General features: G+C 69.5%; 13 protein-coding genes. 3 read left to right on the forward strand and 10 right to left on the reverse strand.

Going from position 1 to position 15,211, the window contains the following annotated elements; genetic code table 11:
• Window positions 1-154 precede the first annotated feature (154 nt).
• Window positions 155-2,965, forward strand: coding sequence for an aminomethyl-transferring glycine dehydrogenase (gene gcvP / locus ACFU5M_RS19965; RefSeq protein ID WP_379051178.1), 2,811 nt, complete (start codon window positions 155-157; stop codon window positions 2,963-2,965).
• Between the two features lie 479 nt (window positions 2,966-3,444).
• Here the strand turns inward: gcvP and ACFU5M_RS19970 are convergent, their stop codons facing one another.
• The 6 genes from ACFU5M_RS19970 to ACFU5M_RS19995 all read right to left on the reverse strand — a co-directional run bounded on the left by ACFU5M_RS19970 (window position 3,445) and on the right by ACFU5M_RS19995 (window position 8,170).
• Window positions 3,445-5,049, reverse strand: a complete 1,605-nt coding sequence (locus tag ACFU5M_RS19970; RefSeq protein WP_379051181.1) for a VWA domain-containing protein — start codon at window positions 5,047-5,049, stop codon at window positions 3,445-3,447.
• A 171-nt stretch (window positions 5,050-5,220) separates the two neighbouring features.
• Window positions 5,221-5,493 carry a WhiB family transcriptional regulator gene (locus tag ACFU5M_RS19975; protein WP_379051183.1) on the reverse strand — a complete coding sequence of 91 codons (273 nt, stop codon included), beginning with the start codon at window positions 5,491-5,493 and terminating at the stop codon, window positions 5,221-5,223.
• Between the two features lie 27 nt (window positions 5,494-5,520).
• Window positions 5,521-6,066 carry an HNH endonuclease gene (locus tag ACFU5M_RS19980; protein WP_379051185.1) on the reverse strand — a complete coding sequence of 182 codons (546 nt, stop codon included), beginning with the start codon at window positions 6,064-6,066 and terminating at the stop codon, window positions 5,521-5,523.
• A gap of 51 nt (window positions 6,067-6,117) precedes the next feature.
• Window positions 6,118-6,312 carry a hypothetical protein gene (locus ACFU5M_RS19985; RefSeq protein ID WP_379051188.1) on the reverse strand — a complete coding sequence of 65 codons (195 nt, stop codon included), beginning with the start codon at window positions 6,310-6,312 and terminating at the stop codon, window positions 6,118-6,120.
• A gap of 62 nt (window positions 6,313-6,374) precedes the next feature.
• The gene (locus ACFU5M_RS19990) at window positions 6,375-6,911 is read right to left on the reverse strand and encodes a DM13 domain-containing protein (RefSeq protein WP_379051191.1); all 537 of its coding nucleotides are present in this window, start codon (window positions 6,909-6,911) and stop codon (window positions 6,375-6,377) included.
• 116 nt (window positions 6,912-7,027) lie between these two features.
• A complete protein-coding gene (locus ACFU5M_RS19995; RefSeq protein WP_379051193.1) occupies window positions 7,028-8,170 on the reverse strand; it encodes an acyl-CoA dehydrogenase family protein in 1,143 nt (380 codons plus the stop codon).
• 89 nt (window positions 8,171-8,259) lie between these two features.
• On the opposite strand from ACFU5M_RS19995, the gene ACFU5M_RS20000 reads away from it, so the two are divergent.
• Window positions 8,260-8,958 (forward strand): winged helix-turn-helix transcriptional regulator, encoded by a 699-nt coding sequence (locus ACFU5M_RS20000; RefSeq protein ID WP_379051196.1) that lies wholly within the window; start codon window positions 8,260-8,262, stop codon window positions 8,956-8,958.
• Between the two features lie 27 nt (window positions 8,959-8,985).
• Here the strand turns inward: ACFU5M_RS20000 and ACFU5M_RS20005 are convergent, their stop codons facing one another.
• The 4 genes from ACFU5M_RS20005 to ACFU5M_RS20020 are packed head-to-tail and all read right to left on the reverse strand — an operon-like array spanning window position 8,986 to window position 12,699.
• Window positions 8,986-10,275 carry an acyl-CoA dehydrogenase family protein gene (locus tag ACFU5M_RS20005; RefSeq protein WP_379051198.1) on the reverse strand — a complete coding sequence of 430 codons (1,290 nt, stop codon included), beginning with the start codon at window positions 10,273-10,275 and terminating at the stop codon, window positions 8,986-8,988.
• Between the two features lie 2 nt (window positions 10,276-10,277).
• Window positions 10,278-10,916: a TetR/AcrR family transcriptional regulator gene (locus tag ACFU5M_RS20010; RefSeq protein WP_379051201.1), complete on the reverse strand. Its 639-nt coding sequence runs from the start codon at window positions 10,914-10,916 to the stop codon at window positions 10,278-10,280.
• Window positions 10,913-11,962 (reverse strand): zinc-binding dehydrogenase, encoded by a 1,050-nt coding sequence (locus ACFU5M_RS20015; protein ID WP_379051204.1) that lies wholly within the window; start codon window positions 11,960-11,962, stop codon window positions 10,913-10,915. The genes ACFU5M_RS20010 and ACFU5M_RS20015 overlap by 4 nt, the downstream gene beginning before the upstream one ends.
• Window positions 11,959-12,699 (reverse strand): SDR family NAD(P)-dependent oxidoreductase, encoded by a 741-nt coding sequence (locus ACFU5M_RS20020; RefSeq protein WP_379051207.1) that lies wholly within the window; start codon window positions 12,697-12,699, stop codon window positions 11,959-11,961. The genes ACFU5M_RS20015 and ACFU5M_RS20020 overlap by 4 nt, the downstream gene beginning before the upstream one ends.
• Window positions 12,700-12,943: 244 nt before the next feature.
• On the opposite strand from ACFU5M_RS20020, the gene ACFU5M_RS20025 reads away from it, so the two are divergent.
• Window positions 12,944-15,124 (forward strand): malate synthase G, encoded by a 2,181-nt coding sequence (locus ACFU5M_RS20025; protein WP_379051209.1) that lies wholly within the window; start codon window positions 12,944-12,946, stop codon window positions 15,122-15,124.
• The last annotated feature ends 87 nt before the right edge of the window (window positions 15,125-15,211 follow it).

The following is a 15,211-nucleotide window of genomic DNA, read 5'->3' on the forward strand; positions in this document are numbered from 1 at the left end:
GCCTCTGGAAAGCGGTGGCTTCGAGCCGCCCGCCCATGGGGAAAGGGTCTCGGCCACCGGTCGCGGCACCCGAATCTCTCAGGCGCCACGACAGAGGGGGAGGGCCGGTACCCGTCGACCGCGTGGTCGACCCCGCCCGACCTTGGGAGCTGTTGTGACTCGCTCATTCGCCGACCGCCATATCGGACCCGACCGGCAGGAACTGGCCCGGATCCTGGAGGTGGTCGGCGTGCCGTCGCTCGACGAACTGGCTGCCGCGGCACTACCCGCGAGCATCCTGGACGGCGAGGGACCGGTCGGGCTGCCCGCGGCGGCCTCCGAGCACGAGGTACTCGCCGAGCTCGCCGAACTCGCGGCATCGAATACCGTGGCCACCTCGATGATCGGGCTCGGCTACTACGACACGCTGACCCCGCCGGTCCTGGTGCGCAACCTTCTGGAGAATCCGGCCTGGTACACCGCCTACACGCCCTATCAGCCGGAGATCAGCCAGGGCAGGCTGGAGGCGCTGCTCAACTTCCAGACCATGGTGTCGGAGCTGACCGGCATGGACGTCGCCAACGCCTCCATGCTGGACGAGGCCACCGCCGCCGCCGAGGCGATGACACTGCTGCGTCGCGCGAGCAAGGCCCGGTCCGGTCGGCTGCTGATCGACACCGACCTGTTCCCGCAGACCAGGACGGTGCTCTACACCAGGGCCGAGCCGCTCGGCCTGGAGATCGTGGAGGCCGACCTGTCCACCGGCGAGCTGCCCGAGGGGGAGTTCTTCGGTGTGCTGGCGCAGACGCCCGGAGCGTCCGGTCGCGTCGTGGACCGCACCGGTCTGATCGCCGCGGCGCACGAACGCGGCGCGCTCGTGGCGATCGGCGCCGACCTGCTGGCCATGACCCTGATCACGCCGCCCGGTGAGCAAGGCGCCGACGTGTGCTTCGGCACCACCCAGCGCTTCGGTGTCCCGCTCGGCTTCGGTGGGCCGCACGCCGGATACCTCGCGGTGCGGCAGGCGCAGGCCCGCCAGCTGCCCGGCCGCCTGGTCGGCGTCTCGGTGGACGCGGATGGCGCGCTCGCCTACCGGCTCGCCTTACAGACCCGCGAGCAGCACATCCGCCGGGAGAAGGCGACCTCCAACATCTGCACCGCGCAGGTGCTGCTGGCCATTGTGGCCGCCATGTACGCCTCCTACCACGGCGCCGACGGGCTGCGGTCGATCGCCCGCCGGGTGCACGGGCACGCCGCGGCGATCGCGGCCGGGCTGGACGGCGCGGTCGTGCACGACAGTTTCTTCGACACGGTGCTGGCGCACGTGCCCGGCGGCGCGGAAGCCGTCGTGGCGAAGGCCCAGTCGCGCGGCATCAATCTGCGCCTGGTCGACGCCGACCACGTCGGCATCGCCTGCGACGAGGCGACCACCGACGCGCATGTCACGGCGGTGCTCGAATCCTTCGGTACCGCGGTGTCGTCCGAGCCGGGGGCGCCCGTGCCGGTCGCGGTCATCGAGAATCGCACTTCGGAGTTCCTGACCCACCCCGCGTTCACGCGGTACCACACCGAGACCGCGATGCTGCGGTATCTGCGCATGCTCTCGGACAAGGACATCGCGCTGGACCGCAGCATGATCCCGCTCGGCTCGTGCACGATGAAGCTGAACGCCACCGCGGAGATGGAGGCCATCACCTGGCCGGGTTTCGCGCGCGTGCATCCCTACGCGCCGGTCGAGGACGCGCCCGGTCTGCTACGGGTGGTCGCGGACCTGGAACGCTGGCTGTCGGACATCACCGGCTACGACTCGGTGAGCTTGCAGCCCAACGCGGGCAGCCAGGGCGAGTACGCCGGACTGCTGGCGATCCGCCGGTACCATCTCGACCGCGGGGACACTCACCGCGACACCTGTCTGATCCCGTCCAGCGCGCACGGCACCAACGCGGCGTCGGCGGCGATGGCGGGACTGCGCGTGGAGGTGGTGAAGTGCCGCGCCAACGGCGACGTCGACCTGGACGACTTGCGTGCCAAGATCGCCGATCACGCCGAGCGTCTGGCCTGCATCATGATCACCTATCCGTCCACGCACGGCGTCTTCGAACACGAGGTCGCCGAATTGTGCGCGCTGGTGCACGACGCGGGCGGTCAGGTCTACGTGGACGGCGCCAATCTGAACGCCCTGGTCGGTCTCGCCCGGCCGGGCCGGTTCGGCGGCGACGTGAGCCACTTGAATCTGCACAAGACGTTCTGCATCCCGCACGGCGGCGGCGGACCCGGCGTCGGCCCTGTCGCGGTGCGCGCGCATCTGGCGCGGTATCTGCCCGGCGATCCGCTGGAAGCGGGATCCCACGCGGTGTCGGCGGCGAAGTACGGCTCGGCCTCGATTCTGCCGATCACCTGGGCCTACATTCGCATGATGGGCGCCGACGGCCTGCGCCGGGCTTCGCTGTCGGCGATCGCCTCGGCGAACTACATCGCGCGGCGACTGGACGAGTACTTCCCCGTGCTCTACACCGGTGAGCACGGCATGGTGGCCCACGAGTGCATCCTGGATTTGCGCGAGATCACCAAACAGACCGGCGTCACCGTCGACGATGTGGCGAAACGCTTGGCCGACTACGGGTTTCACGCGCCGACCATGAGCTTCCCGGTGGCCGGAACGTTGATGGTGGAACCCACCGAGAGCGAGAACCTGGCCGAATTGGACGATTTCATCGAGGCGATGATCGCGATCCGCGCGGAGATCGACCAGGTCGCCTCGGGTGTGTGGCCGGTGACCGACAACCCGCTGCGCGGCGCCCCGCACACCGCGGCGTCGCTGGTGGGGGATTGGGAGCACCCATACAGCCGGGAAGTCGCCGTATATCCCCGAGGTCTCGGACATGCCAGGGCGAAGGTGTGGCCGCCGGTGCGCCGGATCGACGGCGCCTACGGCGACCGGAACCTCGTGTGCGCCTGCCCACCGCTGGAGGCGTACGCGGGCTGAATGCCGGTCGGTCACGGCGCGGCGGCCGCTTTCGCGTAGCTGTTCGCCAGATCCGGCCGACCGCCCGCGCTGCCGACGGCTTCGTGCATCGATTCCCAGCCCGGTTCCCACTTCTCGAAACCGGAGTGCACGAGCGTGACGGCGGCGCGTCGGGACCGAAAGCCGAGAAGGTGGCGTCGACGCGGCCGGCGCGCTCCGGATCGGTCTCGTGCTTCCACCAGTCCAGGCCGATCTCCAGGGAGAACGCGAAGCGGGTCGGCGGCTGCCGGACGAGTACGGGTTCCCCACGAGCAGCCGGTGCCGTCCTCTTCGCGGCCGAGGCAGCGGCCGCCCACGCGCGGCTCGATCATTCCTCGACGAGCTGCCCGTGCCGATGTGGTGCTCACGCGGCCACCAGCGGTCGATGCCGGTGCGATTCAAGCGGGAGACCCGGCGCGTGACGTGCGGGATCTTCGGCGGAAGACGACGAGGGTGCGCCGCTACGGCGTGGTGAGCGCCTGGACGACGGCGGTCCCGAAGCCGATTTCGTCTGAGCCGGCCAGCCGGGTGTAGCTGCCGCCGGTTTGCTGCGCGAGGGCCTGGAGTGTCTGGGTGCCGCTGCCGCCGAGGACGATCACGTCGACGCGCACGGGGTGGGCGCGGTCGGTGGCCGCGGTGATGTCGGCGGCCAGTTGGGGGCCGGTGACCGTGGAATCGTCGTCGGGTCCGTCGGTGATCAACAGCACCGAGTTGGTGCGGCCGGGGGTGTACCCGGCGACCGCGTTCTTGTACGCCGCGATCAAGGACGGATAGGCCTGGTCGGACCGGCTCTCGCCGGGGCGCACCGTGCTCAGCGCGGTGGTGATCTTCGTACGCTGGTCGGCGGTGAGCGGCGCGGTGGCGGCCGCCACCCGGTACGGGGCGTTGCCGTCGAGGTTCTTGCCGAAGGTCCACACACCGAGGCCGAAATCGGGCGGCATGACCGTCATGGTGGAGTTCAGGGCGGCGAGCACGTTCGCCAATCGTGTCGTCGCGCCCTCGGCGGTCCCCATCGACGCGGAGACGTCGACCAGAACTGTGGAGCGCACGCCGAGGACGGGATCGGCCAGCGTAGCGCGTACCTTGTCGAGCGCGCCGCGCGGCGGGACGGCGGCCACGGCCGGCGGCGCACTGCCGAAGCCCGCCGCGACGAAGGTTTGCGCCTGTTCGGGCTTGCGCAAGTAGTCGGTGAACCGTCCGGCGATGAGGTTCTGCGTCTTGTCCACCCAGGCGCCGGACATCAGCGCGGCCGGGTAATCGGCCACCGGTGCCGACCCGGCGGGATGGAACGCGGCGACTCCGGCCATGCCTTTCAGTTGCTGCTCAGTAGCCGCTATCGCGTGCAGCGGCGCGTCCTGGGCGGTGAGTTTCGCAGGCACCGCCGCGGCGTCAGGTGCCTCGGGTGCCTCGGCGGCGAGCCCGGAGATCGCGGCGACCACCTGGCCCGACTGCGCCGCCTGCTCGCTGAGCGGCTCGGCGCCCGAGACCGCGGCCCCGACCGCTGTCGCCGCGGCCAGCGTGGCGTCACCCGGGGGCAGCGCCATCCGCAGCCCACCCCACCCGTCCAGCCCGATCTCCCCGAGCGAACCCTGCTGCAACCGCGGCAGATCCGCCCAGGAAACATCGGCCTGCTCCAGCGCGCGACGCAGCTCCTCCGATACCGCGAGCACAATGGGGCTGGCGGCGATGGGTACCGGCGCGCCCTCGATCAAGCCCGGCACCCGCATGGACTCGATGGAGCGAGCCGAATCGGCGATCCACAGCGCCGGCTGCGGGCCGAGCGCCTGGTCCCACGGCTTGCCGCTGGTGAACGCGGCGACGATCGCCGCGGATGGCTGCGCGGTCACGGCGACCCGCGCGCAGTGATCGCGCACCTTCGGCTGGGTGGCGTTGTAGCTGTCCGCGGCAGCCCGCACCTGCGCCGCGATACCGGGATCGGCCGTCACCCAGAGTGTCGCGGGCCCTTCCACGCACTCGGCCGCCGCCGCACTGTCCTGATCCGCCGCGCGATCGCGCAGCTGAAACCAGCCGACGACGATCGCGGCCAGTAACGCAACGGCAACCACTGCGATAACCGGACCTTTGCTGACGCCCCGGGATCTGGTTCCGCTGCGATGAGTGCCCACGCGCCCCAGTGTATGGTCACCGGCCGCAGACGAAGTCGGCGAGGCTTCTCCCGAGCGGCACGGGTGACGCCGCGGCCCGCCGTCGCACCGGCAGGGCACGACGGCGGTGCCTCAGTGGCGGATCACCCGTCCGCGGTCGAACTCGTGCCCGCCCCAGACGCCGGACTGCCCGGTGCGCGCGGCGAATTCGCCACACCCGTCCCGGATCGGGCAGCGTGCGCAGACTGCGCGCGCGTAGTCGAAGTCCTGCGACGGGTACGGGAACCAGGCTTCGTGGTTCGGGTCGCCGCGGCAGGCCGCCCGGTGCCACCCTCGGGAATCCGAGAGCGGGAGCAGGTCGGCCAGGGTCAACTCCGCGACGGTGGTGGTCTCGGTGCGCGTCATCGCGATCTTCTCCTTTCTCGGTCGTGGTCAGGTCGCGGCGAGTTGCTTCCAGATCCGGCGCTGTTGCCTGATCTGATGAGTGGGGGCCTTCGGCTCCCAGAGCAAGCGCATGCCCGCCTCCTCCGGGGTGCGGTCGGCCTTGGCCGCGTTGCACGGCGCGCAGCAGGCCACGAGGTTGCTCCAAGTGTTCGGCCCACCCCGCGACCGCGGCCGGATGTGGTCCACGGTGCGCGCCCACCCGGCGCAGTAGCCGCACCGGTTCCGGTCGCGGCGCAGCACACCCGCGAGCGTGGCCCTGCTCTCGTCGTGCACCAGCACGGTGTGCTCCAGGTAGACGTAGCGAAGCAGTCGAATCGTCTGCGGCAGAGCAATTTTCACGTGCCGCGACCGAATCGGGAAGTGCGGCTCGCGCTCGGCCACCGATTCCGCGGCTCCGGCGACCAGCAGCACAACGGCCCGGTCGGCCTTGATCTCGTCGAGCGCCTCGTAGGAGGCGTTCAGGACGAGGACCCCGGTGTGTATCCAGTTGTCGGTGGTTATCGCAGCCTGATCGGCGGCACGGCGGAACGTCATGGGAATCACCATGTTTCGTGCGGAATCGAGCGGGGGAGAGGAACGCGGCGATCAGCCGGGGATCTGGAGGCGGCGGACATCCGGTTCGTCGTGCGATGCGCGCAACGGTTTGCCGAACGCGTTGCCCGCGGCCGCCGATCGCGCCGTCCGAGTCGCCATTCGCTTCGTCGTTTCCGGGATCACTACCGCCCCTCCTCTCCACTGCTCGGCGACCACCTCGAGGCGGTGGTCGGTGTCGAAACCCATGGTGGCACAGCGCACCCGCCGTTGTCGGGTCATTTTTCGCGCGCGCGGCGCACGCGCCGGGCTCAGGCCGGTCGCAGTTCGGCCGCGCCAAAGGAGACGTTGAACCGGTCGCACCAGATCGCGACGCTGGTCAGCTCGGCCAGGTCGGCGTCGGCGGGAAGGGGGTAGTTCTGATCGCCCTGGTTGCCCTTGAGCCTGCCCAGGTCGGTGTGGGCGCCGTCGTCGAAGACGAACCACCCGTCGCGGCCCTCGCGCACCGGCGCGTCGGTGAGCCAGACGTGCAGGTCGGGACCATCGGAGGTGTCGAGGTTCTCCAGTCGCAGCACCCTGCCGCCGTCGGGAAGCCGCAGGACCACGACGGTGCCGGAGGTGGCGTGCTCGTGCGAGACGAACGTGCCCCGGGCGATGGCGTGCGGCTGCGATTCCGTGCCGCCCGGACCCGGCGCCGCGGTGATCGATGGCGCCGCCTCCTGCACGGTGGTGTCGGTGAACAGCCGCCACGGCTGGAACACGGCCAGTCCTACGCTCAGCCCGACTACCAGCAGCACGGCGACGGCCCAGGTGATCGGCGATCGTGCCATCCGGCGTGTAAACACCATGGCTTCTCCTCGGAGCGTCGTCGCGTGGCCGGAAAGGCCGGTTCACTGCACAGGGGTCTCGCCCCCATTCCGATTATGGGGGCGAGCGGCGACGGCGGCGACACAATCGGCAGGCGTCATCCGATCGGGGACTGTCCGAGCAGAACACGACCGGAAAAGTGGGTCTGCTTGGCTCGCGGCAACGGGTGGAACAGGCAGCCGTGCACGTCGCGGTAACGCATCTCGAGTTCGCAGGTGCGGGAATAGCCCACTCCGCCGACGGTTTCGATGGCAAGGCGCACGGCGTGCACGAGCGCGTCCGCGGCGGCGGTCTTACGGCTGAGTGTCCGGCTCGCGTACTGATCGGTGTCGGCGAAGCGCAGGTTGTCCGACGCGTTGAACATGGCGTCGACGAGGTCGCCAGCGGTGGTGTGCGCGGTGTCCAGTTCGCCGGCCAGCTGGACGGTCGGCGCGTCCGACCGGCCGGCCGCCAGTGTGGTCGCGATCTCGACGGCGCCGTCGGTGATGCCGAGGTAGGCCGCCATCACCAGCGGCATCGCCGCGCCGAGCACGACGTTCAGCAATGGCGGCCACCCGGTGGCGGGGCGGGTCAGTGACACCGCGGCGTCGGGCACGAACACGTCGTCGAGCACGACGGTGTGCGATCCGCTGGCGCGCAAACCCATGGTGTCCCAAGTCTTCTCGATCCGTACGCCAGTGGCGGCGAACGGGATGGCGCAGTGCAGCACCTGCGGGCCGTCCGGAGCGTCGTCCCAGCGCACGCTGGTCACCAGGACGGTGCCCGCTTCGCATCCGCTGGCCGGCGCTTTGCGCGCGTGCACCCGGTAGCCGCCCTCGACCCGCTCGGCGCGGCCGTTGGAGCCGACCCAGTCGGAGGCGCCGGTGCTGACCAGGATCGCGCCCGCGACCACCTTGGCGAACAGCGGTGCGGCGTCGATGCCGTGGTTGTGCCGCCACACCTGGGCGGCGACCAGGTGGGTATGCATCGCGAAGGCGACCGCCGTGGAGGGGTCGTGCCGGCCCAGTTCGCGCAGAATCGCGCCCATCTCGCGGTGGGTGACCCCGCCGCCGCCGAACTCGGCGGGAACGAGAGCCGCGGACAACCCGCTTTCGCGCAGCAGATCGAACGCGGCGAGGGAGATGTCGCCGGAGCGGTCACGGGCGGCGACCTCGGGACGCAGGGTCTCACCGACGCGGCGCGCGCGGGCGATCCAGTCCGTGGTGACGGTGGGGGTGATGGCAGGAGCTGTAGTGGTCATGTTTCGAAACTAAGAACGGCCGCGATAACCGGATAGTGCAGAAAGTGGACCCCGCCGGTCCAGAAAATAAACCCCGTCCCCGAGGTGCCATGACGACTTCGACGCCGAGTTACGGCCAGTACTGCCCGATTTCCCGGGCGCTCGACCTGGTGGGCGAGCGCTGGTCGCTGCTGATCCTGCGCGACCTGCTCCTGGGCACCACCCGGTTCAACGACCTCGCGCGCGGTTTGCCCGGCTTGTCGCGCAGCCTGCTCGCCAAACGCCTGCGGCAGTTCGAGCGGGCCGGGCTGGTGGAGCGACCGGTCGGGGAATACCTGCTCACCGACGCGGGGCGGGAATTGGAGCCGATCCTGTTCGGCCTCGGCGAATGGGGCGCACGGTGGACCTTCGGCGCGCCACGCGACGACGAGCGCGATCCCGCCCTGCTGGTCTGGTGGATGCACACGCGAGTGGACACCTCGTCGTTCCCGGGCCGTCGCCACGTGCTGTTGGTGCGCTTCACCGACGACCTGCGCCGTTTCTGGATCGTGCTCGAGGCGGGCGTGCCCTCGGTGTGCGAGTCCGATCCCGGTTACCCCGTGGACATCGCGATCAGCTCCGACGTCGCCTCGCTCTATCAGGTGTGGCTGGGGCGGCTGCCGCTGACCCACGCGCTGCGGACGGGCCGGGTTACGTTCACCGGCCCGCCCGCGCTGATTCGCCGGATGCCGGCGGTCCTGCGGCTCAGCCCGGTGGCCGGGTACGCGGACACCTCGCACGTGGATGCGGCCGCCCAGCGCGCGTCCTGAACTCGGACGCCGGCCCGCGCACCGAGCTCAAAGATTTCCGACGATGTGCTCGAGACGCTGGGCGACCAGTTCGCGCGCCTTCTCCCGGAGCGCGGGCCGGTATCCGCTGGGGTATACCGGGTCGGCCGGGGCATAGTCCTTCAAGACCTCCTTCGCGAGGGTGATCTTGTGCACCTCGGTGGGGCCGTCGGCGAGCGCCATCACCTCGGCGTAGCCGAGCATGTCGATGAAAGGCAGGTCCTGGCTGACGCCGAGCGCGCCGTGCAGGTGCAGCGCGCGCTGGGCGATGTCGTGCATCACCTTGGGCATGGCGACCTTGATCGCGGCGATGTCCTTGCGCACCTTCCGGTAGTCCTGCTCCTTGTCGATACGCCACGCCGTGCGCAGGACCAGCAGCCGGAACTGCTCCATCTCGATCCAGCTGTCGGCGATGCGTTCCTGCGTCATCTGCAATCCGGCCAGCGGGCCGCCGCGCATCGGCCGCGACACCGCTCGCTCGGCCATCATGTCGAATGCCTTGCCGACCATGGCGACCGTGCGCATCGCGTGATGCACGCGCCCGCCGCCCAGCCGCGTCTGCGCTACGACGAAGCCCTGGCCTTCGGCCCCGAGCAGGTGGTCGGCGGGCACACGGACATCGGTGAACCGCAGATGGCCTTCGTGCTCGCTGAAACCGGCGACGTGATAGTTCTTCACGATCTCCAACCCGGGGGCGTCGGCGGGGACGATGAACATCGACATGCCCCGGTACGGGCTGACCTCCGGATCGGTCACCACCATGACGATGTGGAAGGCGGCGAACTGCGCGTTGGAGTTGAACCACTTCTCGCCGTTGATCACCCAGTGGTCTCCGTCGCGCACCGCGCGGGTATGGAACAGCGTCGGGTCCGAGCCGCCGGTCGGTTCGGTCATCACGTAGCACGAGCCGATCTCCCCGGCCAGCAGCGGCTCGAGATAGGTCTTCTTCTGCTCCGGTGTGCCGTAGTGAGCGAGGATCTCCGCGTTGCCCGAATCCGGTGCCTGGCAGCCGAATACCGACGGCGCCCACACCGACGTGCCGAGCACCTCGTTGAGCAGGGCGAGCTTCATCTGCCCGAAGCCGGGGCCGCCCAGTTCCGGTCCGAGGTGGCAGGCCCACAGACCCTGCTCCTTGACCTGCTCCTTCAGCGGCCGCGTCAGCGCCATGGCCTCGCGATCGGTGCGGTCGTAGGGGTTGGGGTAGAGCAGGTCCAGCGGCTCCACCTCGGTGCGGACGAACTCCGCCGCCCAGTCCAGCTTCCGCTGGTACTCCGGGTCGGTCTCGAAATCCCAAGCCATGGTCAGCCTTTCGTGTCCCGCGCGGTGCCGGTCACCACGCCGTCGAGCAAAGTGGTCGCGAGGATTTCGGCGATCTCGCCGGGAGAGTGGTCGCCGTCCGGGCGGTACCAGATCGACACCATGTTCAGCATGCCCAGCACGCTGTTGGTGACCACGTGGTCGCCGGTGCGCACCAGACCTTCGGCGTGACCGGCGTCGATGACGCGTTGCCAGCAGTACTGCACGCGGTCGCGCAGGTCCTGCAATTGCGCGGCGCGCTCGCCGGTGAGCGCGGCGACGTCGCGCAGTTGGATGGACACCTCGCGCTGGTGGTGAATGATCAGGCGCACGTGACTGTGAATCATCTCGCGTAGCTTGATGACCGGATCGTCGGGCCCGTCGGCGATCTGCTCGGCCTCGGCCAGCATCAGCTGGGTGTAGTCGCGCAGGATCTGCCAGAGCAGTTCCTCTTTGGAACCGATGTGGTAGTACAGCGCACCGCGCTGCACGTCGGCCCGCTCGCCGATCTCGGCCACGCCGGTGCCGTGGAAGCCCTGTTCGGCGAACAGGTCGATCGCCGCCCGCACGATCCGCGCCCTGGTGTCGCTCGCCGTCGATTCGGCGGCGGGCGGGCGGCCGCGCCTGCGGGAAGGACCGGTCACCTCGACGGGTCCAGAACGACCTTGCCCACCCCGTCGGCCCGCTCGGCGAACATCCGGTAGGCGGCGGGCCCTTCGGACATGGGGAGGTGGTGGGTGACCACGGCCTCGGGCCGCAGCCTGCCGCCCGCGGTGAGTTTCAGCAGGGCGGGTAGTTCGTACTGGATCGAGCACAGCCCGATGTGGAATTCCAGGTCCTTCACCTGCGCAGCCATCATGTGGAACGGATAGGCGCGGTTGTGGCTCACGCCGATCACGCTGACCCGGCCGCCGTGCCCGACGGCGCTGATCGCCAGCTTGATGGTTTCGTCGGCCCCGACCGCCTCGATCGCGACATCCGCTCCGCCGCGCAGCGTTTCACGGATCGCCTGCTTCGGATCGTCCGACTCGACCGGCTCGGCGCCCAGCTCGGCGGCGCGCTCGCGGCGTTCGGCGAGCAGGTCGACGCCGAGCACCCGGGCCGCACCCATGGCGAAGGCGGACTGCACCGCCATGAGACCGACGGGGCCGAGCCCGATCACCACCACGGTGTCGCCCGGCGCGATCCGGGCTCGCCGGGCTCCGTACCACGCGGTCGGAGCGTTGTCGGTGAGCACGACGGCGGCGATGTCGCTCACCTCGTCGGGCAACGTCGCCAGGTTGCCCGACGCGTGCGGGACGGCGAGCAGTTGGGCCTGACACCCCGCCAGCGATCCGCCGAGCCCATAGCAGGCGTCGACCGGCAGCGGGTGGCGCGCGCACGCGGTGACGATCCCGGCGCGGCACTGCTCGCAGCCGTCGCAGCCCGCGGAGGCGGCGACCAGCACGCGGTCGCCGACGGAGAACCCTCGGGTCTGCGGCCCCAGTTCCACGATCTCGCCGACCGCTTCGTGCCCGACACCGTAACCGGCGCCCGGGACGAATCCGTGCCCGGCGTAGATGTGTAGATCGCTGCCGCAGATGCCCGCCGCGGTGACCCGGACGATCGCGCCGTCCGGCCCGGGCAGGACCGGGTCCGGCCTGTCCTGATACGAGATCTGCTGCGGGCCTTCGTAAGTCAGCGCCTTCATCGCCAGCCTCCATCGATCGCGAGAGTGGAGCCGGTGCAGAACGCCGAGGCGTCGGTGGCGAAGAACAATGCGGCCCCGACGATCTCCTCCGGTTTGCCGACTCGGCGCAGGGCATTGTGTCTGGTGAGTTCTTCGCGTAACTCGTCGGGCCACGCCGTCGCGATGTCGGTGTCGAAGGGGCCGCACTGGATGGTGTTGACCCGCACGTTCGGCGCGAACGTCTGGGCCAGTCCGCCGGTCAGGGCGTTGAGTCCCGCCTTGGCCGCCGAATAGGGGACCGCGAAGGGCTCCGGCCTGGTCGCCTCGAGCGAGGAGATGTTGATGATGGAGCCGCCGCCGTCGGCCGCCATCCGACTGCCGATCAGGGCCGACAGCCGAAACGGCCCCTTGAGATTCACGCCGATGACCTTGTCGAACAACGCTTCGGTGACCTGGTCCAAGCTCGGGTACAGCGGCGCGAGTCCCGCGTTGTTGACCAGCACATCCACTCGGCCGAACGCGTCGTAGACGGTCTCCGCCAGGGCGTCGCACTGCGACCAGTCGCTGACGTTGCAGGCCACCGGCAGGGCCCGGCGGCCGAACCGTCGCGTCACCTCCTCGGCGAGCGCGGCGCACCCGTCCAGCTTGCGGCTGGCGATCACCACATCGGCGCCCGCCTCGGCGAACGCCAGCACCATCTGCTTGCCCAGCCCCCGGCTGCCCCCGGTGACGACGGCGACCTTGTCGGTGAGTGGCACTTGAACTCCTGCCTGCATAGAAATGTTCCGACCAGTACATTAATTCGGCGGCACGTTACGATCAAGGGGCTGTCCGGCCGACCGCCGACGGCTCGACGACCCGCCGGGTGGAAGACCAGCTCATTCGGCGTGGCGGATGCATTCGGGCACAGTGCCCAGAGCGACCCGGCGCGCGGCGACTCCACTACCCACGGGTAACATGGCACTGTTTTCCCACTCGGCTTTCTCGGAAGTGAGGCAGTAGATGACAGAGCGGATTCAGGTCGGCGGGCTCCAGGTGGCACGCGTTCTTCACGAGTTCGTCGAGAACGAGGCGCTCCCCGGTTCCGGCGTGGATTCCGCCGCGTTCTGGGCCGGTGCCGAGCAGGTCATCAACGATCTCGCTCCACGCAACCGCGCTCTGCTGGCCGAACGCGACGAGATCCAGGGCAAGGTCGACGCCTGGCACGCGGAGCACCCCGGCGCGACCTACGACAAGGCCGCCTACAAGAACTTCCTGACCGAGATCGGCTATTTGCGCCCGGAGCCCGCCGATTTCCGGATCACCACCCAGAACGTGGACGACGAGATCGCCGTCACCGCGGGCCCGCAGCTGGTGGTGCCGGTGATGAACGCTCGCTTCGCCATCAACGCCGCCAACGCGCGCTGGGGCTCGCTGTACGACGCGCTCTACGGCACCGACGCCATCTCCGAGGCCAACGGCGCGGAGAAGGGCACCGGCTACAACAAGGCGCGCGGCGACAAGGTCATCGAGTGGGCGCGCAACTTCCTCGACGACTCGGTCACCCTCATCACCGGTTCGCACATCGGCTCCACCTCCTACACGATCGTGGACGGCGAGTTGGAGGTCGGCCTGGAGGACGGCACCAGCATCGGCCTGGCCGATGCCTCGCAGTTGGTCGGCTACCTCGGTGACCCCGAGGCGCCGAGTTCGGTACTGCTGAAGCACAACGGTCTGCACATCGAGATCCAGATCGACCCGCAGTCGCCGATCGGCAGCACCGACACCGCGGGCATCAAGGACGTCGTGCTGGAGTCCGCGGTCACCACGATCATGGACTTCGAGGACTCGGTCGCCGCGGTGGACGCCGAGGACAAGGTGCTCTGCTACCACAACTGGCTCGGCCTGATGAAGGGCGACCTCGCGGAGAAGGTCAGCAAGGGCGAGAAGACCTTCACCCGCACCATGAACCCCGACCGCGTGTACACCGCGCCGTCCGGCGGCGAATTGGTGCTGCACGGCCGTTCGCTGCTGTTCGTGCGCAACGTCGGGCACCTGATGACCTCCGACGCGATCCTCGACGCCGAGGGCAACGAGGTGCCCGAGGGCATCATGGACGGGCTGATCACCTCGCTGATCGCCAAGCACAGCCTGGCCGAGGACGCGAAGCTGAAGAACAGCCGCACCGGCTCGGTCTACATCGTGAAGCCGAAGATGCACGGCCCGGACGAGGTCGCGTTCGCCAACGAGCTGTTCGGCCGGATCGAGGACGTGCTCGGGCTGGCGCGCAACACGCTGAAGGTCGGCATCATGGACGAGGAGCGCCGGACCACGGTGAACCTGAAGGCCTGCATCCAGGCCGCCGCCGAGCGGGTGGTGTTCATCAACACCGGCTTCCTCGACCGCACCGGCGACGAGATCCACACCTCGATGGAGGCCGGGCCGATGGTTCGCAAGGCCGACATGAAGTCCCAGCAGTGGATCCTGTCCTACGAGGACTGGAACGTCGACACCGGTCTCGCGGCGGGCCTGCCCGGCAAGGCGCAGATCGGTAAGGGCATGTGGGCCATGCCCGATCTGATGGCCGACATGCTCGCCCAGAAGATCGGCCATCCGCGCGCGGGCGCCAACACCGCGTGGGTGCCCTCGCCGACCGCCGCCACCCTGCACGCGACGCACTACCACCTGGTCGACGTGTTCAAGCGGCAGCAGGAGATCGCCAAGGGCGGCCGCCGTGCCACCGTCGACGAGATCCTGGAGATCCCGCTGGCCGCCGCGCCGAACTGGACCGACGAGGACAAGCGCCAGGAGTTGGACAACAACTCACAGTCCATCCTCGGTTACGTGGTGCGGTGGATCGACCAGGGCGTCGGCTGCTCCAAGGTGCCCGACATCAAGGACGTCGCGCTCATGGAAGACCGTGCGACGCTGCGCATCTCCAGCCAGCTGATGGCCAACTGGCTGCGCCACGGGATCGTCACCGCCGACGAGGTGGTGGCCAGCCTGGAGCGGATGGCCCCGGTCGTGGACCGGCAGAACGCCGGCGACCCGAACTACCGGGCGATGGCGCCGGACTTCGCGGGCAGCATCGCCTTCCAGGCCGCCAAGGAACTGATCCTGGAGGGCACCAAGCAGCCCAACGGGTACACCGAGCCGATCCTGCACCGTCGTCGCCGCGAGGCGAAGGCGCTGGCCTGCGTCTAGTCCCACCTGTCGCGGATCCCCCCCCCCCCGCCGGCCGGGGGTTAGGGCGTCAGCGGCGGGGGGGTATAAACAAAAACGAGCCCACCA

The sequence above is a fragment of the Nocardia sp. NPDC057455 genome (assembly GCF_042802775.1).
Lineage (GTDB): Bacteria > Actinomycetota > Actinomycetes > Mycobacteriales > Mycobacteriaceae > Nocardia.

Coding starts and splice junctions, on each gene's coding strand:
- ACFU5M_RS19975 (WP_379051183.1), bottom strand. CDS start 5,493: ATGACGCGCACCGAGACCACCACCGTCGCGGAGTTGACCCTGGCCGAC.
- ACFU5M_RS19980 (WP_379051185.1), bottom strand. CDS start 6,066: ATGACGTTCCGCCGTGCCGCCGATCAGGCTGCGATAACCACCGACAAC.
- ACFU5M_RS19985 (WP_379051188.1), bottom strand. CDS start 6,312: ATGGGTTTCGACACCGACCACCGCCTCGAGGTGGTCGCCGAGCAGTGG.
- ACFU5M_RS19990 (WP_379051191.1), bottom strand. CDS start 6,911: ATGGTGTTTACACGCCGGATGGCACGATCGCCGATCACCTGGGCCGTC.
- ACFU5M_RS19995 (WP_379051193.1), bottom strand. CDS start 8,170: ATGACCACTACAGCTCCTGCCATCACCCCCACCGTCACCACGGACTGG.
- ACFU5M_RS20000 (WP_379051196.1), top strand. CDS start 8,260: ATGACGACTTCGACGCCGAGTTACGGCCAGTACTGCCCGATTTCCCGG.
- ACFU5M_RS20005 (WP_379051198.1), bottom strand. CDS start 10,275: ATGGCTTGGGATTTCGAGACCGACCCGGAGTACCAGCGGAAGCTGGAC.
- ACFU5M_RS20015 (WP_379051204.1), bottom strand. CDS start 11,962: ATGAAGGCGCTGACTTACGAAGGCCCGCAGCAGATCTCGTATCAGGAC.
- ACFU5M_RS20025 (WP_379051209.1), top strand. CDS start 12,944: ATGACAGAGCGGATTCAGGTCGGCGGGCTCCAGGTGGCACGCGTTCTT.